Annotated in this window: 22 protein-coding genes; 18 read left to right on the forward strand and 4 right to left on the reverse strand. The window is 68.9% G+C overall.

Annotated features, from left to right (window positions below):
• The first annotated feature begins 163 nt into the window (after nt 1–163).
• The 4 genes from rffA to K8625_RS02735 all read left to right on the forward strand — a co-directional run bounded on the left by rffA (nt 164) and on the right by K8625_RS02735 (nt 5,688).
• Nucleotides 164–1,294, forward strand: coding sequence for a dTDP-4-amino-4,6-dideoxygalactose transaminase (gene rffA / locus K8625_RS02720; protein WP_223781748.1), 1,131 nt, complete (start codon nt 164–166; stop codon nt 1,292–1,294).
• On the forward strand, nt 1,288–2,013 hold the full coding sequence (locus K8625_RS02725) for a WbqC family protein (RefSeq protein ID WP_141333100.1): 726 nt from the start codon (nt 1,288–1,290) through the stop codon (nt 2,011–2,013). Before rffA ends, K8625_RS02725 begins: the two co-directional genes overlap by 7 nt.
• Nucleotides 2,014–2,125: 112 nt before the next feature.
• Entirely contained in the window at nt 2,126–3,874 is a 1,749-nt protein-coding gene (locus K8625_RS02730) for a glycosyltransferase family 39 protein (protein WP_223781749.1), read from the forward strand.
• 53 nt (nt 3,875–3,927) lie between these two features.
• The gene (locus K8625_RS02735) at nt 3,928–5,688 is read left to right on the forward strand and encodes a tetratricopeptide repeat protein (protein ID WP_223781750.1); all 1,761 of its coding nucleotides are present in this window, start codon (nt 3,928–3,930) and stop codon (nt 5,686–5,688) included.
• A gap of 45 nt (nt 5,689–5,733) precedes the next feature.
• Here K8625_RS02735 and K8625_RS02740 read toward each other — a convergent pair whose 3' ends face one another.
• The 4 genes from K8625_RS02740 to K8625_RS02755 form a co-directional block, all read right to left on the reverse strand.
• Nucleotides 5,734–6,501 (reverse strand): ABC transporter permease, encoded by a 768-nt coding sequence (locus K8625_RS02740; RefSeq protein WP_223781751.1) that lies wholly within the window; start codon nt 6,499–6,501, stop codon nt 5,734–5,736.
• Nucleotides 6,498–7,478 carry an ABC transporter ATP-binding protein gene (locus K8625_RS02745; protein ID WP_223781752.1) on the reverse strand — a complete coding sequence of 327 codons (981 nt, stop codon included), beginning with the start codon at nt 7,476–7,478 and terminating at the stop codon, nt 6,498–6,500. Before K8625_RS02745 ends, K8625_RS02740 begins: the two co-directional genes overlap by 4 nt.
• Nucleotides 7,459–8,379, reverse strand: coding sequence for a M48 family metallopeptidase (locus K8625_RS02750; protein WP_223781753.1), 921 nt, complete (start codon nt 8,377–8,379; stop codon nt 7,459–7,461). The genes K8625_RS02745 and K8625_RS02750 overlap by 20 nt, the downstream gene beginning before the upstream one ends.
• A 91-nt stretch (nt 8,380–8,470) precedes the next feature.
• On the reverse strand, nt 8,471–9,040 hold the full coding sequence (locus tag K8625_RS02755; RefSeq protein ID WP_223782053.1) for a prepilin-type N-terminal cleavage/methylation domain-containing protein: 570 nt from the start codon (nt 9,038–9,040) through the stop codon (nt 8,471–8,473).
• A gap of 231 nt (nt 9,041–9,271) precedes the next feature.
• Here K8625_RS02755 and K8625_RS02760 point away from each other — a divergent pair, with 231 nt between their 5' ends.
• The 14 genes from K8625_RS02760 to K8625_RS02825 all read left to right on the forward strand — a co-directional run bounded on the left by K8625_RS02760 (nt 9,272) and on the right by K8625_RS02825 (nt 26,320).
• Nucleotides 9,272–10,480, forward strand: coding sequence for an A24 family peptidase (locus tag K8625_RS02760; protein WP_223781754.1), 1,209 nt, complete (start codon nt 9,272–9,274; stop codon nt 10,478–10,480).
• Between the two features lie 16 nt (nt 10,481–10,496).
• The gene (locus tag K8625_RS02765) at nt 10,497–11,618 is read left to right on the forward strand and encodes a sensor histidine kinase (protein WP_223781755.1); all 1,122 of its coding nucleotides are present in this window, start codon (nt 10,497–10,499) and stop codon (nt 11,616–11,618) included.
• A gap of 57 nt (nt 11,619–11,675) precedes the next feature.
• The gene (locus K8625_RS02770) at nt 11,676–13,094 is read left to right on the forward strand and encodes a sigma-54 dependent transcriptional regulator (protein WP_223781756.1); all 1,419 of its coding nucleotides are present in this window, start codon (nt 11,676–11,678) and stop codon (nt 13,092–13,094) included.
• A 195-nt stretch (nt 13,095–13,289) separates the two neighbouring features.
• Nucleotides 13,290–14,372 (forward strand): type IV pilus assembly protein PilM, encoded by a 1,083-nt coding sequence (pilM, locus tag K8625_RS02775; RefSeq protein ID WP_046715650.1) that lies wholly within the window; start codon nt 13,290–13,292, stop codon nt 14,370–14,372.
• Nucleotides 14,373–14,399: 27 nt separating this feature from the next.
• A complete protein-coding gene (locus K8625_RS02780; protein ID WP_223781757.1) occupies nt 14,400–15,083 on the forward strand; it encodes a PilN domain-containing protein in 684 nt (227 codons plus the stop codon).
• A 13-nt stretch (nt 15,084–15,096) separates the two neighbouring features.
• A complete protein-coding gene (locus K8625_RS02785; RefSeq protein WP_141323735.1) occupies nt 15,097–15,681 on the forward strand; it encodes a type 4a pilus biogenesis protein PilO in 585 nt (194 codons plus the stop codon).
• A gap of 43 nt (nt 15,682–15,724) precedes the next feature.
• Nucleotides 15,725–16,297: a pilus assembly protein PilP gene (locus tag K8625_RS02790; protein ID WP_223781758.1), complete on the forward strand. Its 573-nt coding sequence runs from the start codon at nt 15,725–15,727 to the stop codon at nt 16,295–16,297.
• A gap of 56 nt (nt 16,298–16,353) precedes the next feature.
• Nucleotides 16,354–19,071 carry a type IV pilus secretin PilQ gene (pilQ, locus tag K8625_RS02795; protein WP_223781759.1) on the forward strand — a complete coding sequence of 906 codons (2,718 nt, stop codon included), beginning with the start codon at nt 16,354–16,356 and terminating at the stop codon, nt 19,069–19,071.
• 36 nt (nt 19,072–19,107) lie between these two features.
• The gene (locus K8625_RS02800) at nt 19,108–19,752 is read left to right on the forward strand and encodes a hypothetical protein (RefSeq protein ID WP_223781760.1); all 645 of its coding nucleotides are present in this window, start codon (nt 19,108–19,110) and stop codon (nt 19,750–19,752) included.
• Between the two features lie 44 nt (nt 19,753–19,796).
• Nucleotides 19,797–20,159 carry a hypothetical protein gene (locus tag K8625_RS02805; RefSeq protein ID WP_141323739.1) on the forward strand — a complete coding sequence of 121 codons (363 nt, stop codon included), beginning with the start codon at nt 19,797–19,799 and terminating at the stop codon, nt 20,157–20,159.
• Nucleotides 20,160–20,294: 135 nt separating this feature from the next.
• On the forward strand, nt 20,295–20,876 hold the full coding sequence (gene efp, locus K8625_RS02810; protein WP_223748138.1) for an elongation factor P: 582 nt from the start codon (nt 20,295–20,297) through the stop codon (nt 20,874–20,876).
• Between the two features lie 30 nt (nt 20,877–20,906).
• Nucleotides 20,907–21,503, forward strand: a complete 597-nt coding sequence (accB, locus tag K8625_RS02815; RefSeq protein ID WP_223781761.1) for an acetyl-CoA carboxylase biotin carboxyl carrier protein — start codon at nt 20,907–20,909, stop codon at nt 21,501–21,503.
• Between the two features lie 69 nt (nt 21,504–21,572).
• Entirely contained in the window at nt 21,573–22,958 is a 1,386-nt protein-coding gene (accC, locus tag K8625_RS02820; RefSeq protein ID WP_141323742.1) for an acetyl-CoA carboxylase biotin carboxylase subunit, read from the forward strand.
• 188 nt (nt 22,959–23,146) lie between these two features.
• Nucleotides 23,147–26,320 carry a tetratricopeptide repeat protein gene (locus K8625_RS02825; RefSeq protein ID WP_223781762.1) on the forward strand — a complete coding sequence of 1,058 codons (3,174 nt, stop codon included), beginning with the start codon at nt 23,147–23,149 and terminating at the stop codon, nt 26,318–26,320.
• The last annotated feature ends 10 nt before the right edge of the window (nt 26,321–26,330 follow it).

A 26,330-nucleotide genomic window follows, 5' to 3' on the forward strand; every position in this document is an offset into this window, starting at 1 on the left:
GCACGCGTGGAGCCTACCGCGTTCCCGGGGCATGTCGTGGGAGGAGTGGGGTCGCCTGCTCGGCGCGCGTCCCTCCGGTTGGGGGGCCACATGCTCCCAGCGCCTCCCGGAGCCCGGGAGGCTGCTGTAGCCTGGGGCCCCCGAACGGCTTCCCGTGAGTCCCATGACCATCCCCTTCAATCGGCTGCAGATGCTCGGCGACGAGGCGAAGTTCATCGAGCAGGCGCTGGCCAACAGCCACCTGATGGGAGACGGCGGGTTCACCCGCAAATGCCATGCGCTGCTGGAGCAGACGCTGGGTGTGGGGCGGGCCCTGTTGACCACGTCCTGCACGCACGCGCTGGAGATGGCGGGACTGCTGCTCGATTTGAAGCCCGGTGACGAGGTCATCGTTCCGTCCTTCACCTTCGTCTCCACCGCGAACGCCTTCGTGCTGCGGGGCGCGCGGCCGGTGTTCGCGGACATCCGGCCCGACACGCTGAACCTGGACGAGCGCAAGGTGGAGTCACTCATCACCGAGCGCACGCGCCTCATCGTCCCCGTCCACTACGCGGGGGTGGGCTGTGAGATGGACACCCTCCTGGAAATCGCGGGGCGCCGGGGCGTGGCCGTGGTGGAGGACAACGCGCATGGCCTCTTCGGACGCTACCGAGGGCGCGCGCTGGGGACCTTCGGCAGCTTCTCCACGCTCAGCTTCCACGAGACGAAGAACGTGAGCTGCGGCGAGGGCGGCGCGCTGCTCGTCAATGACCCGCGCCATGTCGAGCGCGCGGAAATCATCCGCGAGAAGGGCACCAACCGCAGCCGCTTCTTCCGGGGCATGGTGGACAAGTACACCTGGGTGGACGTCGGCTCCAGCTACGTCATGTCGGACCTGCTGGCGGCCTTCCTCTACGGCCAGCTCCTCGAGCACGAGCGCATCCAGTCGCGTCGCCGGGCCTTGTGGGAGACGTACCACCGGGAGCTCGCTGGCTGGGCCGCGGCCCAGGGGGTGAGCCAGCCCCATGTCCCGGCCGAGTGCGAGCAGGCCTATCACATGTATTACCTCTTGATGCCGTCGCTGGAGGTCCGCACGCGCTTCATCCAGCAGCTGCGCCAGCAGGGCATCAACGCCGTGTTCCACTACCTGCCGTTGCACGTGTCGGACATGGGGCGGACGTTCGGGGGACAGGCGGGGGACTGCCCGGTGACGGAGTCCATCAGCGACCGACTGGTGCGGCTGCCCTTCTTCAGCACCATGACGGAGCAGGAACAGGCCACGGTGCTCACCGCCGTGAGGGATTTCCGGTGCTAGGGCCCCGGCACACCGTCGCCATCATCCAGTCCAACTACCTGCCCTGGAAGGGCTACTTCGACATCCTCCACGATGTGGACACGTTCATCTTCTACGATGACGTGCAGTACACCCACCGCGACTGGCGCAATCGCAACCGCGTCAAGACGCCGACGGGGCCGGTGTGGCTGACCGTTCCCGTGGGCTCCAGCACGGACCGGCTCATCTGCGAGGCGCGCATCGAAGACGACGCGTGGGCGCGCAAGCACTGGGAGACGCTGCGCCACCAGTACGCGCGTACGCCGCACTTCGAACGCTACGCGCCGTTCCTCCGCGACGTGTACCTGGCTCGCAAGTGGACGCATCTGTCGGAGCTGAACCAGTTCCTGGTGCGCCACATCGCCCGGGAGTGCCTGGGGCTCCAGGTGCGCTTTCGTGACTCGCGTGAGTGGACGCTCGCTGGAGCGAAGCAGGAGCGCATCCTCGACCTGCTGAAGCAGGCGGGCGCCACGCACTACGTCTCCGGCCCCGCCGCGCGCTCCTACCTGCGACAGGAGGACTTCGACGCGGCGGGCATCCAGCTCACCTACAAGGACTACGGTGGGTACCCCGAGTACCCGCAGGTCCATCCCCCGTTCGAGCACGCGGTGACGGTGCTGGATGTCCTCTTCCACCTGGGGCCCGAGGCACCCGAGGCCATCTGGGGCTGGCGGAAGCGGGCACCTGGAGCGGACCGCTGACCGCCGGCTGGCCCTGCGCGCGTGCATGCGCGTGGCTTTGCCCGCCGGACGAGGGGTGTGCTACCCCACGGAGTCGATGACCTCGGTTCGTGGCAGGACGGGATGGACCTCGGTGACCCAGGCAGCCCTGGGCTGCTTCCTGGTGGCCGCCTTCTTCGGGCTGGGCCGCACGGCCCCGGGCCTGAGCATCTCCTTTCGGATGCCCTTCAGCGCGAGCTCATCGGGCGAGCTCTACCAGTGGCTCGGACATGCGCTGCTGCTGGTGCCGGGCGGGGTGCTGTTGGGTCTGGCCCTGATTCCGTGGGTCGCGCCGTCCGCTGTCCGCCTGTGGAAGCGGCTGGACTCCCTCGACGCGCGGGAGCGGCTGACCGGAGGCGTGCTGGTGGGCGTGGTCGCCTTCCTGGCGGCACGCATCGGGCGCTTCGTCTTCCTGTTGGACCGCCCGGTGACGGACGACGAGCAGGCGGCGCGCTTCGGAGGGCAGGTGCTCGCCAGCGGCAGGTTCCTGGTGGAACTGACGGACCCGCTGGAGGCCTTCCCCACGCTCTACCTGTATGTGAAGGATGGGATGGGCTCCAGCTTCGAATGGCTGGGGTTGCAGGTGGCGTGGGCCCTGGGAGAGTTGACGGGCACCGGCTCGCTCATCTTCTCGCTGGCGGCGGCGGTGCCCGCGGTGGCGGTGGCCTGGGTGGCGACGCGCCGGCTGGGGCCCGCGTGGGGCGCGGTGGGCGCGCTGCTGGTGTTGCTGTCGCCCATGTCCGCGCTGTTGTCGATGACCTCTCACGCGCACCTGTTGTCGCGCGCGGCCCTGTCCGTGGCGGTGGTGTTCTTCGTCCTGGCGGAGGAGAGGGGCGGGCGCTGGTGGCTGGGGCTGGGGTTGATGAGCGGCGTGTCCTTCCTGTGCCGGCCGTTCGAGACGCTCTTCTTCCTGGCGCCCTTCTATCTGTGGGTGCTGTGGCGGCTGGTGCGCCGGGAGCTGCCGGTGGGCGCGTGCCTGGGCGGGCTCGTGCTGGGGTGGATGCCGGCGTTGGTGGCGTTCCTCGCCTTCAATCACGCGGTGACGGGGGATGCGCTGCTGCCCGCGCGCGTCTCCATGTACACATTCCCCGCGAAGCTCACGCAGAACGACAGCTCGATGCTGGAGCGCTTCGGCGCGAACACCAGCTACAACACGTTGATGCTGGCGGTGTGGTTCCTGGGGCCGGTGGGGCTGTTGCTGGTGGGGGTGGGGGCCGCGTGGGACCGGCTGACGAAGCTGCTGTTGTCGTCGGTGCTCGCCCTGCTGGGACTGGCCCTCTTCCACGACAACCATGGCATCCACTCCGTGGGCCCCATCCACTACTCCGAATGTGCGCCGGGTCTGGCCTTGGTGGCCGTGCATGGCTTGAAGCGACTGGTGGATGTGGCTCGCCGAGCGCAACTGCCGCCCGCCACGCTCATGGCGGGGATGTTGGGCGCGCTGGTGGTGGGGCTGGGAATCTTCGATGCACGCAATGCGCTGGCCCTGCGCGAGCAGGCCCGCATCCACGAGACGATGGAGTCGTTCCTGAACGACGCGGGCCTGGGGCGCGCGGTGGTCCTGGCGCCGCAGTACGCGGTGGCGTGGAGTCAGGTCCCCGCCTTCCGCAAGGTGGGGAGCTTCGTGCTGGAGTGGGCGCCTCCCCATCCGAGCTACGCGTCGGACCTCATCATCCTGCGGGATGGCGAGGGCTTCGCGCGCAAGCTGCGCTCACGCTTCCCGGACCGACGCTTCTTCAGGCTGCTGCCCGGCAAGGCTCCGGAGCCCTTCCGGTTGGAGCCCATCCCCGATGACACCCCGGCCGCCGCGCCTGTGCCCGCCGCGGACAGGGCGCCTCATTGAGCGGCACTGAAGAACCTGTGCCGCCAGCCCGCCCATCGCTCCTGAGCACCGCCATGGACAACCCCGCTGTGCATCCCGGCCTGCTTCGACCCCATCCTCGGTCCCTCTTGGTCTTCGTCGTGGCGCTGGCGGTGTATGCGGGGACGCTTCGCAACGGGCTCGTCTACGACGACCTCCAGCTCGTGGTGGAGAACCCCTGGTTGCGCTCCTGGACGGAGCTGGGCAACGCGTTCCTCCACCCATTGTTCCCCTCGGAGGACGGGGTGCCGCCCACGGAGGCGCGGGGGCCCGCGGGGGCCTACTTCCGGCCGTTGGCGCACGTGCTCCTCTTCGCGCAGCGCTCGGTCTTCGGGCTGCAGGCGTGGGGCTTCCACCTGGTGCTGATGCTGCTGCACGCCGGCGTCAGCGTGCTGGTCCTCCGGCTGTTCCGTACATGCTTGAAGACGCAGGACGCGGACTCGGCGGGGGCGGCGGAGTGGGCCGCGTTGGCGGGGGCGCTCCTGTTCGCCGTGCACCCCGTGCATACCGAGTCGGTGGCGTGGGTGAGTGGCTGCATGGACGTGGCGGCGACCCTCCTGGTGCTGCTCGCGGTCCGGCAGAGGGTCGCCGGGCCTTCCACCTGGAGCCGAGGCGTGGGCGCGGGGCTCCTGTGGGGCGCGGCGCTGCTCTTCAAGGAGGTAGCGGTGGTGTTCCCCGTCGTGCTGTGGGCCACCGACAGGGCGACGGGGGTCGTCGTGTCGCCCCCGGGGCTCCGGGGATGGGCACGTCGCTATGCGCCGCTGGGCCTGGGCGCGTTGGGGTACGCGGTGTTGCGGCTCAACGCGGTCGGCTTGTCCCTGCCGGTGCATGCCGAGGGAGGGGGAGCGGGCCTCTACCCGCTGCACATGCTGGCGTTGGTGGGGAAGCTGGGCGCGAAGCTCTTCTGGCCCCATCCGCTCGTGGTGACGATTCCCTCGCGAGTGCCTCCCTTGGCCTGGGAGGTGGTGCTGGGCGGCGTCCTTCTCCTGGGTCTGGCGGTGGTGTCGTGGCGCTCGTGGCGCGCGTCCCGGGCCACCTTCGCCGGGGCTGTCTGGCTGCTGACGCCGTTGCTGCCCGTATTGCTCATGCAACTCAGGGGCGTGGAGGCCTACGCCGAGCGCTTCCTCTACCTGCCCTCCGTGGGCTTCTGCCTGCTGGTGGCCGTGACGGTGAAGTGGCTCCTCGAGCGCTGGCCAGGGCAGGCGAGGGCGCTGGGGCTCGCGGCGGGAGGCGTGGTGGTGGTCTTCGCCGCGTTGACGCTGGCGCGGGTGCCCGCGTGGCGCGATGACATCTCGCTGTGGGAGGACACCCTCTCCAAGACGCCGGACCAGCCCAGCATCCACGCCTACCTGGGGGCGTCCTATCTCAAGGCGCGCCGCGTGGAGGACGCGATTCCCCACCTGCGGGTGGCGGTGGAGTCGCTGCCTCAGCTGTACCAGCCGCAGAGCGACCTGGCCGTCGCGTACGCCCTGCTGGGGCGCATGGACCTGGCCATCCCGCAGCTCGAGCGGGTCCACGCGATGCGCCCCAAGGAGCCCGTCGTCCTCCACAACCTGGGGCTCGCCCTGCGCAAGGCGGAGCGGCTGGAGGAGGCGGTGGAGCGCTTCCGGGCGGCGCTGAAGCTCTCGCCCCGGCGCGCCGACTCGCATCTGGAACTGGGGCGCACGCTGCTTCGGTTGGGACGCGCGGGCGAGGCGGTGGCTCCCTTGGAGGAGGCCCTGCGTCTGCGGCCAGACTCGGCGCCGGCGCGAGAGGGACTCAGGCAGGCGCGACTGGCGGCGGGTGCGACGCGGTGATGCACGAAGGGGGCTCGCCTGCCGCCCCCCTGTGCCACCGGCGCTTCAGCGGAAGTCGCGCCGCTCGAAGATGAAGATGGCGGCGGCGGTGAACAGCGCGGCCCAGCCCAACCCGTAACCGATGCCAGAGAAGAACGTGGAGGCGTCCACGGGCAGGGCATAGGTGGCCTGGGGACGGAAGTTCATCCTCTCCAGGTTCGGCAGCAGGTAGTAGAGCATGGTGGCACCCGTCTTCACGGGGCCATCGTCCAGCCGCTGCGCGATGTCGAAAAGGTCGTTGGCCAGGTGGCCCGCGAAGTAGATGCCCGTGGTGGCGATGGCCGACACGGCGGGGCCCGCGAAGCTGGAGAAGAGGATGCCCGCGCTGGTGAGCACGAGCAGCTCGAACCAGAGCCCCACCACCGCGAGGGCCTGGGTGGCATTGACGCTGGCCTGGAACATCACCAGTTGGCTCAGGAAGATGAGCATCATCGCCGCCATCAGCACGGCGAGCGTCAGCATGTTGCCCGCGAGCCGCGCCAGCAGGAACTGCGAGCGGGACACCGGCTTGCTCACCACCAGGAAGATGGTGCGCCGCTCGATTTCCCGGCTCAAGAGGCCGCTCGACAGGAAGATGGTGAGGAAGACGAGGATGAGGCTCATCATCCCCAGTCCGAAGTCGGTGAGCACCCGATCGAACGTGGCGACCGTCACCTCCGTCACCAGCGTCGAGGACAGCAACACCACCGCGGCGAAGGCGCCCACCACCACCGTGACGCGGTTGCGGCGCGCCTCGCGGAAGCCGTTCCAGACCATCGCGCCGAACGCGCTCATGTGTTGATCTCCCCGCCGACGCTCGTCGCCCGTCCGGAATCCTTCAGGGCATCCATGAAGAGCTGCTCCAGCGAGAACTTCGCCGCCTGGAGGCTGTTGACCCGACCTCCCGCCGCGAGCACTTGTCCCAGGAGTCGCTGGCTGTCCGCGTCGGCGACCTGCAGCATCACGCGCCCATCCAGGGCTTGAGCGGACTCCAGCGTCACGCCCAGGTTCTTCACCTGGTCCATCTTCAATCCCTCGACCACGACTTCGACGGAGGGCACCTGCGCGGAGAGCAACTGCTGCACGCTGCCCTCGCGCACGCGGCGGCCCCCCACGAGCACCGCGAGCCTGTCGCAGAGTGCCTCGACGTCCGGGATGATGTGGCTGCAGAAGAGCACGGTGGTACCCCGGTCGCGCTCGGCGAGGATGAGGTCTCGCATCTGCCGGCGGCCCACCGGGTCCAGGCCGCTCGTGGGCTCGTCGAGGATGAGCATCTTCGGCTTCGACACCAGCGCCTGCGCGAGCGCCACGCGCTGGACCATGCCCTTCGAGTAGCGGCGGATCTGCAGCTTCTCCGCGTGGCCCATCTCCACCGCGCCGAGCACCTCTTTCACCCGCAGGTCCAACTCGTGGCCACCCATGCCACACAGCTGTCCGGCGAGCGTCACGAACTCGCGTCCCGTCAGGTACTCGTACGGCGAGGGGTTCTCCGGGAGGAAGCCCACCATCCGCCGCGTCGCCGCCTGGTCCACGGGCTGTCCATACAACAGCGCCGTGCCGCCGCTGGGGCGCACCAGGTTCATGAGGATCTTGATGGTCGTGGATTTGCCGGCGCCGTTGGGGCCGAGCAGGCCGTAGATCTGCCCGGCGCCCACCTCGAGGTCCAGTCCTTGGAGGGCGCGAACCGTCTTGTTGAACCAGAAGCCTACCTTGTAGGTCTTCGATAGTCCTCGAACCTGGATGGGAGGCGCGTCAGCGGGGTTGAGCGTCATGGTTCTTCGAGTCCAGGGGCTTGGGAACGAGGCGGTCTCCGTCCTCGGTCTTCTCGTCGTAGATGATCTCCAGCCGGAACCGCGCGGCCGTGGAATAGCTGCGGCCGTCCTCCCCCAGGAAGAGCTTTCCGCCCAGGGGGTCGGCGGGCAGCTCCCTCAGGTCGCCTGAGGACACGAGCGCCTCCAATGAGGCGGGCAGGCGGCCTTCTCGCTGCTGGTGGCGCTGGATGGCGGCGTCGAGCTGTTGGAGCAGCCGTTCCTGGAGGATTTCATTCACACGGCGCTCGTAATAGGCGCGCGTCTCGTCGTCCTCCGCGCCGTCGCGCAGGGCCTGCGCCAATCCGAGGCTCGTGTCGAAGTCGCCCGACTGCGCATACAACCGGGTGGCCAGGCCCGAGTACCACTCCGGCGCGCCCGGCTCCTTGGCGAGCTCCTCGATGATGGCCGCGGCCTCACGGTACTTCCGCTCGAAGAACATCAGGTTGTAGGCGAGCTGGAAGTGGATGCGCTTGTCCTCGGGCGTGTTGACCATGCCCTTGCGGAGGATGCGCGAGGACTCCTCGACGTTGGCGTACTCCTCGCGGCCCAGATGGATGGGGATGGTGATGCCCGCGAAGGTGTAGACCTTGGCGAATCGGGGGTCGAGGTCCGTGGTGAGGTCCGCGTAATAGTAGATGTCGCGGTACTCGGAGATCTTCCGGGCGGTGCCGACGCGGTTGATGGTCAGGATCCAGAAGTAGTCGGCGACGAGCCCGAGCTGCGCCTTGAACAACGCCTTGAGGAAACCGGCGCGCGGCAGCACCGGGCGGTCTCCCAGGTAGAGCGGAGCGCGGGGGGGGCCAGCGAGGAGGACCACCAGGAGCAGGCCGGCGGTCATGAGCACGGGAGGCAGCTTGCGCATCATTCCTTGAAACGGAGACGGGGCACCCGTTCTGCTCGGGCGCCCCGTTCGTACCGCATGAGACCCTGGTCAATCCAGGGCGGACCCGTGATTAGCAGCTCACGTCGTTGTAGGCGTTGCCGGGCTCGCCGCCACCGATCTTGTTGCTGTCGATGCCGCAGGTGCCCTGCAGGGTGGTGGCCGAGGTGGCCAGGGACGTGATGCCCCACGTGTCGGCGTTCTTGTCGTTGTCGACGTTGCCCACGGCGACGGCGGAGAAGTCACAGTTCGGGCAGGTGCCCGACACGCCGGCCGTCAGGGGCTGGGCGCCGACCGTCGGGGTCTCGGTGAAGCGGGCCAGGTCCTGGCCGATGCAGCCACCCGCGTAGTTGCGGTCCGTCACGGCCTTCGCCTCGTTGCAGGCGGCGTTGATGCCGTAGCTGAAGCGGTTGCCGGGCTCCGGGTCGAAGCCGACGACCTTGAAGTCGGAGACGTACTTGTCCTTCTCGCCGAAGTACGCCTTCTGGGCCGTGAAGATGGCCTTCAGGTTGGTCTTCGCCTCGGACTGCTTGGACTTGGCCTGGAAGCGGATGAAGTTCGGGATGGCGATGGCGGCCAGGATGCCGATGATGGCGACGACGATCATCAGCTCGATGAGGGTGAAGCCACCCTTCTTCTTCAGGAGACGGTTCAGCATGTCGGGAGTGCTCCGCAGGTGCAGAGGGGGGTTGAACGACTGCCCGGATTCTTAGCACGAAGGGTGCCATGGCCAACAGTCACCCCAACCTGAGGATTTCCCACGAGGTCGGGCCGCGCTCCCCGTCAGGCAGGGCGCCAGGTTGCCAAATTTTGTCACTGCTTCTGACGGAAATCGTCGATCCAGGGGGCTGACCTCTCCGGGCGCGACGCTAGGATGCCGGGCTCCGTGACGGACTTCTCCCTCCTGCCGGGCTGGGCCGGGCCTCTCTTCAGCGCCTTCCTCCTGGTCCTCGGCCTGTGTATCGGCAGCTTCCTCAATGTCGTCATCGCGCGTGTCCCCGAAGGACTGAGCATCGTCCGGCCCGGCTCGCGCTGTCCCCGGTGCAGGTACGTGCTCTCCTGGTACGAGAACATCCCCGTGCTCTCGTGGCTCGCGCTGAGGGGACGGTGTCGTTCCTGTCACGCGCCCATCTCGCCGCGCTACGTGCTCGTGGAGCTGCTCACGGGGCTCCTGTTCCTCGCGTGCCTGCGCCGCTTCGGGTGGACGTACGAGCTGTTCCCCGCGCTGGTGCTGGTGTCGCTGTTGATACCGCTCACCTTCATCGACCTGGCGCACTGGATACTGCCGTTCTCGCTGACGGTGCCGGGCATCGCCGCGGGGCTGTTGCTGGCAGTGCCTCGCGGCGCGGACGCGGTGGTGGACGCGACCGTGGGCGCGGTGCTCGGCTTCCTCGTGTTCCGCCTGATGGAGTACATCGGCTGGAAGGTCTTCAAGAAGGAGGCGCTGGGCGGCGGAGACAAGTTCCTCGTCGCGCTGCTCGGTGCGTTCCTCTCCTGGCGGGCGCTGCTCGGCATCCTCTTCCTGTCCTCGCTCCAGGGCGCGGTGGTGGGGGTCGCGCTGCTCGCCCTCACGGGACGCGCGGGGCCCGCGGCGCAACCGCCTGCTCCGGACGCGCAACCTTCTCCGACGGGGCCGGGGCCCGCGCCGGCCGCGGATGCGTCTCCGGCTGGTGATGGGGCGTCGGGCGTCGCGTCGACATCGACCTCGAGCGGCGTCACGCTGCCCTCGTCGGATGATGTGTCGCTGCCAGGGATGGCCGCGCACCCGGCGGGCGGCGCGCGCGTATCCGAGGCGGGACCGGAAGAGGAGCCTGAGCCCACCATGACGTGGGAGTTCACCCGGCCCGGCATTCCGCTGTGGAAGCGGCTGCTCCTGGTTCCCTGGTGCCTGCTCGTCCAGCCGATTCCCGACGCACCCGTGGACGAGGAGACGGGCGAGGAGGAGGAGTGGGTGCCTGGCCCCACCAACATCCCCTTCGGACCGTGGCTCGCGCTCGCGGGGCTGGAGGTGATGTTGCTCGGTCCTTGGCTGGCGCGGGTGCTGCCCATGGACATCGCGCTGCTCCTGGGAGGCGCGCCGTGAGCCGCGCGGGCACGCGATGAAGTGGCGCATCGCCAGCGTGGCGTTCCTGCTGGCCTCGCTCTGCACCGGCCTGTCCTGGCTGTCACTGCAGCCCGTCCTCATCCGGCTCCTGGACCTGGGGCGGCGGCTGGCCCGCCCGGGCACGCCGGACGCGGAGGTGCTGTCGCAGGTGCGAGGCTTCCTGCCGCTGGCGCTCGGGCTGGACCTGGTGGCGCTCACGCTGCTGGCCTACGGGATTCTGTATCTGACGGTGGGGCGCCCGCTGCGTTCGGCCGAGGAGATGGTGGAGCAGCTCGGTCGCCTGGAGCCCGACCCGCACCTGTCGCCCACGCAGGGCGGCCCGCTGCTGTCGCGCATGCAGCGCGCGCTGCAGCGGCTGGCGGATGCGCTGCGCCAGGAGCAGTCCCTCACGCGCTCCCAGATGGAGTCCCTGCGCGAGGCGAACACGCGGCTGACCCGCGCGCAGACGGAGTTGGTGACCTCCGAGCGACTCGCCACCGTGGGACGGCTGGCAGCGGGCGTGGCGCACGAGGTGGGCAATCCGCTCGCGGGCATCCTGGGCTACCTGTCCCTGGCGCGAATGAAGGCGCCCTCGGCGGAGCTGAAGGACTACCTGGAGCGCATCGACCACGAGGTGCAGCGCATCGACCGCATCGTCCGGGGGCTGCTCGACCTGGGGCGTCCCGAGACGGCCTCTCCGGGACCCGTGGATGTCGGCTCGGTGGTGGAGACGTGCGTGCGGCTGGTGCGGGCCGCGCCGGAGCTGGCGGGCGTCTCGGTGGAGCTGTCGCTCGAGCCGGGGGTGCTGGCCCGCGCGGAGCCGGGGCCCTTGTCGCAGATCCTCATCAACCTGCTGCTCAACGCCGCGCAGGCCATGGGAGGGCAGGGCAGCGTCAGCGTCACCACCCGGCTGGAGGCGGGCGAGGCGCGGGTGATGGTGACGGACCAGGGGCCGGGAGTCCCGCAGGACGTGATGCCCCGGCTGTTCGAGCCCTTCTTCACGACCAAGGGGCGCCAGGGCACGGGCCTGGGACTCGCGGTGTCGCTGCGACTCGCGCAGGTGATGGGCGGGCGACTGGGCGCGGAGAACCTCCCCGAGGGTGGCGCGCGCTTCACCGTGGCCCTGCCCGCCGTGTGAGCGGGCCAGAAGCTATCTCCTCCCGCGACTCTGGGGGATGATGGAGGGAAGGTCGCCATGTCCCTGTTCCGCTCCATCCTCGTCGCCGACGACGAGCCCTCCATCCGCCACATCCTCACGTTGGTGCTCACCGACCGGAAGTACGAGGTGCGCGCCGTCGCGGATGGAGAGGAGGCCCTGCGGGAGCTGGCCGCTCGCGACTACGACGTCCTGCTGTGTGACGTGCGCATGCCTCGCAAGGACGGCCTCACGCTCTTGCGCGAGGCCCAGGCCGCGCACCCGGGGCTCACCGTGGTGGTGATGAGCGCCTACGGCTCGCAGGAGCAGGCGCTGGAGGCGGTGTCCGCGGGCGCCTACGACTACGTCCAGAAGCCCTTCAAGCCCGAGGAGATCGTCTTCGTCCTGCGCAAGGCCGAGGAGCGCGAGCGGCTGCTGCGCGAGAACAAGCGCCTGAAGCAGTCGGGGCTGCCGTCGCTGCCCCAGGGGCACATCCTCGGCTCTAGCGCTCCCTTGCAGGCGGTGCTCCGGCAGGTGGCGAGGCTGGCGCCCGTGGACACCACGGTGCTCATCAGCGGCGAGAGCGGCACGGGCAAGGAACTCATCGCCCGGGAGCTGCATGCGAAGAGCCCCCGCGCGCCGCTGCCCTTCGTCGCCGTCAACTGCGGCGCCATCCCCGGTGGCCTGCTGGAGAGCGAGCTGTTCGGCCACGCCAAGGGCGCCTTCACCGACGCGCGCACCGCCAAGCGCGGCCTGTTCGCGGAGGCCGATGGCGGCACGCTCTTCCTGGACGAGGTGGGCGAGCTGCCGCTGCCCGCGCAGGTGAAGCTCTTGCGCGTGCTGCAGGAGGGCGAGATACGCCCCGTCGGCGAGAGTCGGGTGGAGAAGGTGGACGTGCGGGTGGTGGCGGCCACGCTGCGCGACCTGGGCAAGCTGGTGGAGAAGGGGGAGTTCCGCGAGGACCTCTACTACCGGCTCAACGTGGTGAACGTGCGGATACCTCCCCTGCGCGAACGCCGCGAGGACGTGCCGCTCCTGGCGAGCGCGTTCCTCCATCGCTTCAACCGCGAGCTCAACCGGGAGCCCCCCGTGGAGGGGCTGTCCCCGGAGGCCGAGGCGCTGATGTCCGCCTACGCGTGGCCGGGCAACGTGCGCGAGCTGGAGAACGCCATGGAGCGCGCGGTGCTCCTGGCGGATGGCCCGCACATCCTCCCGGCCAACCTGCCCGAAAGGCTGTGGGCCGCCCCCACACCCGGACCGGCCACGGCGGGGGATGGCGGAGTGCAACAGGTCGGTAGTGACCTGTCGCTCAAACGGGCCATCCGGGACCTCGAGGAGTCCTACATCCGGGCGGCGCTTCGTCGGACGAAGGGAAACCGCACCCGGGCGGCCGAGGTGCTGGACATCAGCCACCGGGCGTTGCTGTACAAGATCAAGGAGTACGGCATCGACCCGGACGCCGAGGCGGAGCGGGGATGACCGGGTGGGGTGTGCCGTCCCCATTTGACCAAATGCGTCCGAGGCCGGAAAATCGGGCCTCCGCGACCGTGGTGGGGGCCTGGCGCAGCAAGAACGCAGGGGTCCCGGCCGAACGGAGAGCAGGCGGGCTCCGGGCACTTTTTAGGTGGGGTTGACGGCCAGTGCTACGCTGGCCGCCTCTCGACGGAGTCAAGAATGGCGAAGGGCAAACTGGCACTCGGTCTGGACATCGGATCGACCTCCATCAAGATGATCCTGCTCAAGGAGCAGCGCAAGCGCGGCGAGGTCGGCTTCGCGTTGCAGAGCTTCGGCATGAAGCCGCTGCCTCCGGAGGCCATCGTCGATGGAGCGCTGATGAACTCCACCGCCATCGTGCAGGCGGTGCAGGAGCTGATGTCCGAGCTGAAGGTGAAGGGCAAGGACGTCGCCATCGGCGTGTCCGGCCACTCGGTCATCATCAAGAAGATTCAGATGCCGCGCATGTCCCAGGAGGAGCTCGAGGAGAGCATCCAGTGGGAGGCCGAGCAGTACATCCCGTTCGATGTGAAGGACGTGAACATCGACACGCAGATCCTCGACGGCGGCGGCAACGACGCCACCGGGCAGATGGACGTGCTGCTGGTGGCCGCCAAGAAGGACATGATCAACGACTACACCACCGTGGTCTCCGAGGCGGGCCTCGCGCCGGTGGTGGTGGACGTGGACGCCTTCGCCGTCCAGAACATGTTCTCCGTCAACTACGACCTCCCCGAGAAGGAGACCGTGGTCCTCATCAACGCGGGCGCCTCGGTGGTGAACATCAACATCATCGCCAACGGCGTCACGGTCTTCACCCGCGACGTCACCATCGGTGGCAACCAGTTCACCGAAGAGATCCAGAAGCAGCTCAACGTCTCCTACGAGGAGGCCGAGGCGCTGAAGATCGGCGGCAACCGCGCGGACGCGGATGCCGTGGTGCCCCAGGATGTCGAGCGCGTGCTCTCCAGCGTGGCCGAGCAGGTGGCCGGCGAAATCCAGCGCTCGCTGGACTTCTACGCGGGCACGGCGGCGGACTCGAACTTCACCAAGGTCTACCTGTCGGGTGGCACGGCGAAGATTCCGGCCCTGTTCAAGACGATTGAAGCGCGCACCGGCGTGCCGGTGGAGATCCTCAACCCGTTCCGCAAGATTGAAGTGGACAACCGCAAGTTCGACCCCGCGTTCATCATGGACGTGGCGCCCATGGCCGCGGTGGCCGTGGGACTGGCGCTCCGGCGTCCGGGCGACAAGCTGGCCTGACCTGTCCACCTCCTGGAGACGACGCACATGATGATTCGCATCAACCTGCTTCCCGTCCGGAAGGTCCAGACCCAGCAGAAGGGCCGGCAAGTCCTGGTCCTCTTCGCGCTGGCGCTCATCGGCGCCGCCGTGGGCAACTACTTCTGGTACGACGACCGTGATTCCGAATACCAGCGCAACGCCCAGGGCATCGCCCAGACGCGCGCGAAGATCGCCGAGCTGGAGAAGGTCATCGGCGAGGTGAAGAACATCAACGCTCGCAAGGCGGAGGTCGAGAAGAAGCTCGCGGTGCTCGACTCGCTGCGCAAGGGGCGCAACGGCCCGGTCCGGATGATGGACGCGCTCGCGTCCGCCACCCCCAAGAAGGTCTGGGTGAAGGGCTTCGTCGAGGCCGCCAGCGCGGTGTCCATCGATGGCTCGGCCGTCAGCCACGACGAGGTCGCCGAGTTCATGCGCGGCTTGAACGGCGTGGTGTGGACGCCCAAGGGCATGGGGCGCCTGGTGGACCAGCGTCGTGACGCGAAGACGTCCCGCGTGGAGCTGCTCACGGCGGAGGCCACCATCGAGGAGTTCCCGGCCGGGCAGATCACCCCGTTCTTCACCAACATCGACCTGACCAGCGCGGTGCAGACCAAGGCGGTCGCCGGCTCCGTGGGCATGCCCGCCCTGGTCGACTTCAAGATCACCCTCACCGCGAACTACGCCATCTGACCGAGGCCCCACCATGGACAAGTACCTGGACCAATTCGTCAAGGCGTCCCCGGGCGTCAAGTTCGGTGGCCTCGCCGCGATCATCATCCTGATGACCGCCGCCAACTACTTCCTGCTCATCGAGCCGACCGAAACGCAAATCGAGGCGCAGCTGGGTGAGCGGCGCACGCTGGACCTGGAGCTGGCCGAGAAGAGCGAGATCGCCCAGAACCTCAACGAGCGCCGGCGCGAGATGGACGTGCTGGAGCAGAAGCTCGCCGAGGCCCTCACGGAGCTGCCGGAGAAGAAGGACGTCGAGGAGCTGCTCGCGCAGATCAACGACATCGGCAAGAAGAGCGGCCTGGAGATCTCCCTGGTGCAGCCCGACCGCGAGTACGTGGGTGGCGGCGAGTTCTTCGCCCGCATCCCCATCCGCATGACGGTGAGCGGCAACTACCACGAGATCGCCATGTTCCTGCAGGAGATGGCGAACATGCGCCGCATCGTGAACGTCAACAACATCAACCTGGGGCAGCCGACGCTGAAGAACGAGAAGGTCGTCCTTCAGAGCAGCTTCCTGGCGACGACCTTCCGGTTCGTCGAGACCCAGAAGAACTAGAAACTTGATCCGTCCCGGAAGTAGGGCGACAAGGGGATTGAGGATGAAGATGTTCAAGGCCACCATGACGACCGCCGCGCTCGCGCTGACGCTCGCCGCCTGCGAGGACGCGCCCCCGCCTCCTCCGCCGGTGGCGGCGGCTCCCGCGCCGGCCGCCCCCGCCGCGCCGGCGGAGACGGCCCCCGCCGCGGTCGAGGCCGCGGCGGCTGCGCCGTACGTCTACTCGTACAACCCGGTGGGCAAGCGCGACCCGTTCCGCAGCCCGCTGGAAGAGCTGGGGCCGGTGAACCCCAACATCGCGGCGCCCACCTGCACGGAGCCGCTGTGCGCGTTCGATCTGGACCAGCTCAAGCTGGTCGCGGTCGTCACGGGCGACGCCAATCCACTTGCCATGGTCGAAGACCCGCTGGGTCGAGGCCACATCGTGCGCCGCAACACCCGCGTGGGGCGCCAGGGCGGCAAGGTCACGCAGATCCTCCGTGATTCGCTGACGGTGACCGAGGTGTTCTCGGGCAACGGAGAGATCATCAAGAATCCGGTGACCCTGCAGCTCAAGCCCGATGATCGGCAGGACCCGAGCTACAATTTAATGACGGGCAAAAACTACGGGGAGTAGCGCCCCCGTGGCGCGCCCGCGGGCGGCAGCCCGCTTCCAACTTGGTGAGGGGACGCATGCTCGAGAGGAGCGCTGTGACGAGGGGCAAGTGGATGTTGGCGACTGCATTCGCGGTCGTCCTTGCGGGCGCCAGCAGTAGCGGCGCCGAACTGAATACGCTTCGGGACCTGGATGTGTCCCGTACCGGCTCGGGCGCCCAGGTGGTGGTGACCGGAACCCGGCCCCCCACCTTCACCGTCTTCCGGCTCAGTGGGCCGGAGCGGTTGGTGGTGGACCTCTCGTCGGCGGATGCGACGGGTATCAAGGGCCACCATGACGGCTCCGGACCGGTGTCCGGCGTCGTGGCGTCGCAGTTCTCGGACGAGCGCGCGAGCGTCGGCCGGGTGCTGCTGGCGCTCGACAAGGCGTCCCAGTACGACGTGCGCGCGGACGGCAACCGCGTGGTCATCTCAGTGGATGGAGCGGCCTCCGCCCCCGAGGCGAAGCCCGCCGCGCCCGCGACCGTCGCGACGGCCCCCGCCGCCCCGACGACGCCCGCGCCCGCAGCCGACGTGAAGCCCGCCGTCGTCGCGGAGGCCCCCGTGAAGCAGGAGGCGGCCGCGAAGCCCGCGCTGCCCGAGAACGTCGTCGCCGCCGAGGCCGACGAGCGCGAGGTGGCGCAGCCCGCCCAGCGCATCACCCAGCTCGCCTACGCCGATGACACCCTGCGCATCCGCGCGGACGGCGACATCGCGCGCTACGAGGTGCTGGAGCTGGCGGACCCGCCGCGGCTCGCGGTGGACCTGTACGGGGTGGGCCTGGCGGCCCGCGCGCCCCGCATCAATGGCGCGACCCTGAAGGAAGTGCGCGTGGGCGCCCACTCGGACAAGGTCCGGCTGGTGCTCGACGTGCGCGGCAAGATGCCCGCCTACCGCGTGGACCGCGCGGACAAGGGCCTCGAGGTGGTGCTCGGTGGCGCGGTGGCCCGCAAGGCCGCGCCGTCGCCCGCGCCGCAAGAGGTCATCGCCTCGGTCGCCGAGGTGGAGCCCCTGCGTCCGGCCCCCGTGGTCGTGGAGGCTCCGGCCACCGCGTCCGTGGTCGAGGTCAAGGACCTGTCGTTCCAGGAGGGTGGGGCGGGTGGCCGCGTGGTGCTGAAGCTGTCCGGCACCGCGGGCTGGAAGGTGGACCGTCCGGACCCCCGCAGCGCGGTGCTGACGCTGGACAACGCCCGGCTGCCCAAGAAGCTCGAGCGCAGCCTGGACACCAGCGCGCTGGAGACGCCGGTGAAGATGATCAGCGCCTTCAGCGTCCCCGGTGAGGGCCGCAAGGTGCGCGTGGTGGTCGCCGCCGACGGCGCCATCGAGGAGAAGGTCAGCCAGAGCGGCAACACCCTGTCGTGGCGCCTGGACGTCAAGGGCGTGAAGACGGACGAGGTGTCGGTCGCGCAGCGCACCGCCGGCTTCACCGCCGAGGCGCCCGCCTACGCCGCCGAGGGCGCGCCGCAGCAGGCCCGCTACCGTGGCAAGCGCGTGTCCTTCGAGTTCAAGGACATCGACATCCAGAACCTCCTGCGCGTCATCGCGGAGATCTCGAAGAAGAACGTGGTCGTCGCGGACGACGTGAGCGGCCGGGTCACCATCCGCCTGCGCAACGTGCCCTGGGACCAGGCGCTGGACCTCATCCTGCGCACCAAGCAGCTGGGCAAGGAGGAGTTCGGCAACATCATCCGCATCGCCCCGCTCAAGACGCTGGAGGAGGAGGCCCGGCTGCGCCAGGAGCGCAAGAAGTCGCTCCAGCAGCAGGAGGACCTGCTGGTCAACCTCATCCCGGTGAACTACGCGGTGGCCTCCGACATGTCCGCCCGCGTGAAGGACGTCCTGAGCGAGCGCGGCACGGTGACGGTGGACACGCGCACCAACGTGCTCATCGTCAAGGACGTGCGCTCCAACACGGAGAAGGCCCGCTCGCTGGTGCGCAGCCTGGACACGCAGACGCCGCAGGTGCTCATCGAGAGCCGCATCGTCGAGGCGAGCACGACCTTCAGCCGGCAGCTCGGCGTGCAGTGGGGTGGTCAGGCCCGGGCCGCCGCCGCCACGGGCAACTCGACCGGCCTCATCTTCCCGAACAACGTCGCCGTGACGGGCGGTTCGCCGAGCGTCGGTGCCCAGGGTGTCCCGGCCGTGCCGAACTTCGCGGTGAACCTGCCGGCGCCGGTGGGTGAGAACGTCGGTGGTGCGCTGGGCTTCGTCTTCGGCTCGGCCGGTGGCGCGCTGCAACTCAACCTGCGCCTGTCCGCCGCGGAGACCGAGGGAACCATCAAGACCATCTCCGCTCCCCGCGTGACGACGCTGGACAACAACACCGCTCGCATCAGCCAGGGTGTGTCCATCCCGTTCAGCCAGACGTCCGCGGCCGGTGTGAACACGACCTTCGTGGAAGCGCGTCTGTCGCTGGAGGTGACGCCGCACATCACCCAGGACGGCAGCATCCTGATGGCCATCAACGCCTCCAACAACCAGCCGGACCCCGCCAACACGGGCGCCAACGGTCAGCCCTCCATCCAGCGCAAGGAGGCCGTCACCCAGGTGCTGGTGAAGGACGGGGACACCACGGTCATCGGCGGCATCTACGTGCGTCGTGGCTCCACGCGGACCAACTCGGTGCCGTTCCTCTCGAAGATTCCGGTCCTCGGGTTCTTCTTCCGGCAGACGAACGACACGGATGAGCGCCAGGAGCTGCTCATCTTCATCACGCCCCGCATCCTCAACCGGCAGACCATTGCGCAGAGCCTGTAAGGCATCGCGCCTCTTCTCCGAGGAGAGAGTACGCTCATGAAGCCCATCTATCTCGCCGCGCTGCTGGCGTTCGGCTCGGTGTCTTGTGTCGACGACGTTCCTCAGCTGCAGGTCCTCCACGCCGCCTTGCCTGAAGACGACTGCTCGATTCCGGAGGACGAGGCCATCCTCCGGGGCTCGTTGGACATGACCCTGGCCTCGAACTACCGGCTGGGGCTCATCGTCACCTCGAACCGCATCGGCACGGAGATCCTCGTCGGCGAGGGCGGTCAGGTGTCGAGCCCGGGCTCCCAGGTCGTCTTCATCACGTCGATGGACGTGTCGTATCAGACGGAGCCGGACCTCGGCATCGAGGACGCCAATGTGCGGCTGTTCGGCGGCTTCGAAGGGGGCGAGGGGAGCAGCATGCTCCTCAACCTGCTGACGCGCGAGGCTCAGGAGGCGCTCGATGCCGCGACGTTGGGTGGCGCCATCGTCGATACGTTGATCACCATCAAGTTCAAGGGTCACACAGCCGCCAACAACAAGGTGGAAGCGAACGAGTTCACCTTCCCGCTCACGGTCGGTCGCTCGGGGTACGGCTGCTCGGCGGGGCAGCAATTCGCCGCGCCGACCGCGAACTGCGACCTGCGTGGCCACAACGGCATCGTGCCGGAGTGCGAGGACATCCCCGTTCCGTAGCCGTAAGCGCCGTCCCGCTCCACCCAGGAACCCCCCACGAGCCCATGTCCTTTCGCACGCACCTCGAGTCAGTCGTCAACCAGGTGGACGGAGCCCTCGCCTGCAGCGTGATGGGCTTCGACGGCATCTCCGTGGACACCTACCAGCGCGAGGAGGCGGGCGAACTGGACCTGGGCGGGGCCTGGGTGGAGTACGCCAACCTCCTCACGCAGCTGCGCCACGCCGCGGAGACGCTCAAGACGGGCGCGGTGAGCGAGGTCAGCGTCAACAGCGACAAGGTCCTCACGCTGATGCGCTTGGTGTCCCCGGAGTACTTCCTCGTGCTCGCCCTGCGCGCGGATGGCAACTACGGCAAGGGCCGCTATGTGCTTCGCGTGACGGCCCCCAAGGTGAGCGCGGAGCTCTAGCCGCGCCCTCTGTAAAGCAGTCGTCCGGACGACGCGGCGCTCCGCAGCTTTCCCCTTCCCATGGGAGGGGGCATGGGCTAGACACCCCCGACTTTTCAAGCTTCCGTATTTTCGAGTCTGAAGGAGTCGGTCCCCATGGCCGGTGTCATCGATACGTCCGAGTTTCACAACGGTATGAAGATCGAAATCGACGGTGAGCCGTTCGTCATCGTCGAGTTCCAGCACGTGAAGCCCGGCAAGGGTTCCGCCTTCGTCCGCACCAAGATCCGCAGCCTCACCACGGGCCGCGTCCTGCAGCCGACGCTGAAGTCCGGTGAGAAGGTGGGCCGCCCCGACATCGAAGAGAAGGACATGCAGTACCTGTATGTCCAGGGCGAGGACTACTACTTCATGGACAAGCGCGACTTCGAGCAGACCTTCATCAGCGAGAAGGCGCTCGGCGACGCGAAGAACTTCCTGAAGGAGAACACCGACGCGACCATCCTGTTCTGGAACGGGAAGGCCATCAGCGTCACGCTGCCGAACTCGGTGGACCTGAAGGTCATCAAGTGCGACCCGGGCGTGCGCGGTGACACGGTGTCCGGCGCGCTGAAGCCCGCCACGCTGGAGACCGGCTTCGAGGTCAACGTCCCCCTGTTCATCAACGAGGGTGATGTCCTCAAGATCGACACGCGCGACGGTGGCAAGTACCTGACCCGCGTGGCCACCGCGGGCTAGCCCAGGACGCCCGAGGGAGGGGACGCGAGCATGGCAACCAAGCGCAAGTCGACCCGGGCCTCCGTGCCCGCCAGCGCGTCCGCTCCGGCGAACGCGGCCAACGCGGGCAACACGTCGCTGGACGTGGAGGCCCTGCGGGAAATCGTCAACATCCTGGAGGCCTCGGACGTGACGAGGCTGGTGTGGAAGCGCGGGGAGGAGAAGCTCTTCATCCGCCGCGGCCACGCCCCGGAGACGACCATCGTCCACCACGCGGCCCCGTCGGCCGTCCCGGTGGGCCCGGCGGTGGAGTACGCGGCGCCCGCGCCCCGCCCCGTGTCGTCCGCCCCTGCCGCCGCGTCCGTGGCCGCCCCGGCCCCCGCGGCTGAGAAGGCCCCGGAGAAGCCCGGCCACGTGGTGACCAGCCCCTTCGTCGGCACGTTCTACCGGACGCCGGCGCCGGACCAGCCGGCCTTCGTTGACGTGGGCACCGTGGTGAAGAAGGGCCAGGTGCTCTGCATCATCGAGGCGATGAAGTTGATGAACGAAATCGAGTCCGAGGTCTCCGGCCGCGTGGTGGAGATCCTCGTGGAGAACGGGCGGCCGGTGGAGTTCGGCCAGTCCCTGTTCCGCATCGAGCCGGCCTGACGCTGGCGGGCGCGCCCCTCGCCCCATGATGGGCGCGCTCCCACGCCGACCGTTCCAGGAGACACCCCCGTGTTCAAGAAGGTGCTGATCGCCAACCGCGGGGAGATTGCCCTGCGGGTCATCCGCGCCTGTCGGGAGCTGGGCATCGCCACCGTGGCGGTGCACTCCACGGCGGACGCCAACGCCCTCCACGTGCGCTTCGCGGACGAGGCCGTCTGCATCGGCCCTCCGTCGTCCAAGGAGAGCTACCTCAACGTCCCGCAGCTCTTGTCCGCCGCCGAAATCACCCGCGCGGACGCCATCCACCCGGGCTACGGCTTCCTGTCGGAGAACGCCGAGTTCGCCGAGGTCTGCGAGAACTGCAAGATTCGCTTCATCGGTCCGCGCCCTGAGATGCTGCGGATGATGGGCAACAAGGTGCGGGCCCGGCAGGCGGCGCGGGAGGCGGGCATGCCGCTGCTCCCCGGCAGCCCCGGCACCGTGAAGGACCCGCGCGAGGCGGAGGAGTTCGCCCGTCAGATTGGCTTCCCCGTCATCCTCAAGGCGGCCGCGGGTGGCGGCGGCAAGGGGATGAAGATCGTCCGCGAGCCGAGCGCGCTGGCGCAGGCGTTCTCCACCGCGCAGGCGGAGGCGGTGGCGTCCTTCAACAACGGCGACCTCTACATCGAGCGGTACGTGGAGAAGCCGCGCCACATCGAAATCCAGATCGTCGCGGACGAGCACGGCAACATCATCCACCTCAACGAGCGCGAGTGCTCGGTGCAGCGGCGGCACCAGAAGCTCATCGAGGAGGCCCCGTCCCCGGCGCTCACGCCGGAGCTGCGCGAGCGGATGGGCCGGGTGTCCGTCGAGGCGATGCGCAAGCTGCGCTACAACAACGTCGGCACCATCGAGTACCTGCTCGACGAGCGCGGCGAGTTCTACTTCATGGAGATGAACACGCGCATCCAGGTGGAGCACCCGGTGACGGAGCTCGTCACGGGCGTGGACCTGGTCCGTGAGCAGATCCGCATGGCCTACGGCCACCCCCTGCGCTTCAAGCAGGAGGACATCCAGATCCGCGGGCACGCCATCGAGTGCCGCGTCAACGCCGAGGACCCCATCACCTTCGCGCCGTGGCCCGGCAAGATTACGGGCTACAGCGTCCCGGGTGGCTATGGGGTGCGCGTGGACTCGGGGGCCTACGAGAACTACACGGTGCTGCCGTACTACGACAGCCTGCTGGCCAAGCTCATCGTGCACGCGGAGGACCGTGAGACGGCCATCCGCCGCATGCAGCGCGCGCTCGGCGAGTACGTGGTGGAAGGCATCCGCACCAACATCCCGTTCCACCGCGCGGCGCTCGGCGAGGAGTCCTTCCAGGAGGGCAACTACGACACGCGCTTCGTGGAGCGACTGCTCGCGAGTGAGACGGGTTCCCGTCGACTCAAGAAAGCCGTGGAAGAGACGCCGTAGCGCACGTCCGCCTACGTGGCGCGTCCGTCTAATGGGCGGGTGTGCAAGCAGGTGAGCTGGCCCCGGGGGGAGCCGGGCTGTTTCTTGACCCGCGTCGGAGGATTCCGTTAGCCTCCGACTCTCCCCCTTTTGAAGATAGAAACCCGCGAAGTTCCAAGGGGTTTCGGCTCGCCGGAAGCCCACGCTCGATGGACAAGAACAAGATCATCGAAGCCGCCGCGAAGCTGGTCGCGAAGGGCGCGTACGACAAGGCCATCAAGGAGTATCAGAAGGTCCTGGAGGTCGACCCGAAGGACATCCGGGTGCTCCAGAAGATGGGGGAGCTGTACCAGAAGAAGAACGACAACGCCCAGGCGGCGCACTTCTTCACCAAGGTCGCGGAGAGCTACTCCTCGGACGGCTTCTTCCTCAAGGCCGTCGCCCTCTACAAGCAGGTCCTCAAGCTCAACCCGAACCTGCTCGAGGTGAACCTCAAGCTGGCGGAGCTGCACCAGCAGCTCGGGCTGATGTCGGAGGCGATGGCCTACTTCCAGATCGTGGCGAACCACTACGACAAGGCGGGCGACACCAAGTCGTCGCTCGACACCTTGAAGAAGATGGTGGACCTCGACCCGGAGAACGTGGCGTCGAAGATCAAGCTCGCGGAGCTGTACGCGCGCGAGAACATGTCGCGCGAGGCGGTGCAGGAGTTCAAGCGCGCCGCCGAGTACCTCAAGCGCAACGGCCGCGGCGACGACTGGGCCCGCGTGGCCGAGCGCCTGTCCACGCTCGAGCCGGACAACCTGCCGCTCGCCAAGGAGCTGGCGACCTCGTACCTGCAGCGCGGCGACCAGAAGCGCGCGCTCGCGAAGCTGCAGGTGTGCTTCAAGGCGGATGGCCGCGACGTGGAGACGCTGTCGCTCCTGGCCCAGGCGTTCCAGGGGCTGGGGCAGACCTCCAAGACGGTGTCCGTCTACAAGGAGCTGGCGAAGATCCACCAGGAGCGCGGCCGTCTCACCGAGGCCGAGGCGGTCTGGACGCAGATTGAAGTGTTGGATCCGCAGGACCCGGAGCTGCTCGCGCGCCGCGCGCCGGCGCCGGCTCCCGCGCAGCCACAGCCCGTGGCGGCGCCGCAGCCCCAGCAGCCCTCCGCGCCCCAGCCGGCCGCCCGCGCCGCGCCTCAGCCCGCGGCCCAGCCGCAGCCCGCGCCCGTCGCGGCGCCGCCCCCCTCGCAGGCGGGGATGGCGCGCGAGCAGCTGGCGAAGCTGCTCACGGAGACGGACGTCTACGTGAAGTACGGGCTCCACGACAAAGCGCTGGAGCACCTGCGCAAGGTCTTCTCCGTTGACCCGGAGAACCTGGACGCGCACGAGAAGGCGTATCAAATCTACGTCGCTTCGGGGAACACGGCGCAGGCGGGCGAGCAGCTGTTGAACGTGCTGCGCCTGTGCACGCGCGCCGCGGACTCGACGCGCGCGCAGCCGTACCTGGCGACCATCCTCCAGCAGAACCCCGCGCACCCGGAGGTGCCGGCGTTCCTGTCGGTGCTGCGCGTGGAGGGCCCGGTGACGGCCTCTCCGTCCGCGACGGTGGTGGAGTCGGTGGGCGAGGACGCCATCCTGGTGGACTCCAGCGACGACGAGGTGCTCGTCGCGCCGCCGCCCGAGGACGCGCTGCTGCATCCTCCGGGGGACGAGCTGGCGCTGGCCACGCTGCCCTCGAGCGACTCCGACGAGGTCATCGACGACGAGCACGACGCCACCGTCGTCAGCGAGGAGGCGCTCGTCGGCGAGGCCATCACCTCGGGCGAGCACGACGTCTACGACTCCCCCGCGCCGGAGGACCTGGCGGCGGCTGCCGAGGACGAGCTGCTGGTGTCCGGCGACGACGGGATGGTGCTCACGGACGAGCCCGGCCTCGCGTCCACGGACGACGAGCCGCTCGTCGAGTCGGCCGACCTGGACGGGCCGCTCTCCGACGACGGGAGCTACTCGCTGGGCGACTCGGACGACGAGGCCACGTCCACGATGGCGGCCATGTCGCTGGGCGACGATGACGACGCGCCGCCGCCGACGATGGTGCGCGCGCCCACCCGTCAGCTCCTCCAGGACGCCGCGCCCGACACGCGCAAGCAGGCGACGCTCGTCGAGGAGGCCTCGCTCGACGTGGACGAGGTCCCCACGCGCGTGGGCATCGCGCCGCTGGACGCGTCGATGCTCGACGACCTCGAGGAGCCCGCGGGCTCCGACATGCCGTCGCTGGGCGACTTCGAGGAGGAGGAGCCCACCGCCTCGCACGCCATCGTGGCGATGGACGACGCGCCCCTCGACGAACCCGAGTCCCTGCCGGAGACCGACTTCGGCTCGGTGGAGGAGGAGCCCCAGGACTTCGGCTCGCCCGTGGAGGAGCCTCAGGAGGAGGCCGCAGCCGAGCTCGCCGACGACAGCGTCAGCGAGCCGGAGGAGGAGCCCGCCGCGGAGGAGTGCGACGAGGCCGCGTTCTTCCTGGACCAGGGCCTGCTGGAAGAGGCGCGTGAAATCCTCGAGACGGTGAGCATCGCCTTCCCGGGCCACGCGCGCGCCACGGAGCTGATGGAGCGCCTGGAGGCGCTCGAGGCCAGCGGCGGCGTGCCGCCGGAAGAGGAGCCGCCCGAGCCCGTGTCGGTGCCCACCGTGCTTCCGGTGACGGAGCCGGCGGGGGAGCGCGACGCGTTCGACCTGGCGGCGGAGCTGGCCGGCGAAATCGACAACCTGGGCGACGACACGGCGGCGGCGCCCGCGGCGGAAGAGGACTTCCAGTACTCGGTGGAGGAGGTGTTCTCCGAGTTCAAGAAGGGCCTGGCCAAGGTGGTGAAGCCCGAGGACGTGGACACGCACTACGACCTGGGCATCGCCTACAAGGAGATGGGCCTGCTGGACGACGCGCTCCACGAGTTCGAGGTGGCGCGTCAGGGCTCCATGGGCTCCAAGCGCGAGCTCGACTGCCTCACGATGATGGGCATGCTGCACCTGCTGCGCGGTGACGGCGCGTCCGCGGTGGCCACCTTCCGCGAGGGGCTCGCCAGTCCCCACGCCACGGGCGAGGCCGCCAAGGCGCTGGGCTTCGAGCTGGCCCAGGCCTGGGAGGCGAGCGGCGAGCCGGGCAAGGCGCTGCACCACTACCAGCGCGTGGCGGCGATGGACGCGAAGTACCGCGACGTGAGCTCGCAGGTGTCCCGACTGTCCGCCAGCACGTCACCGGAAGACGACCCCCTCCCCATGCCCGCGCCCGTCGCCACCACCAACGGCACGAAGAGCCCTGGCGGCGGTGCAGCCGCGGCCGTGGCCAATCCCCCCGTGCCGGCCGCCGGCGCGCCCAAGGCGCGCAAGGTCGGTTACGTGTAGTTGCCCCCGA

It is taken from the genome of Myxococcus sp. AS-1-15, from assembly GCF_020037055.1.
GTDB classification, from domain to species: domain Bacteria; phylum Myxococcota; class Myxococcia; order Myxococcales; family Myxococcaceae; genus Myxococcus; species Myxococcus fulvus.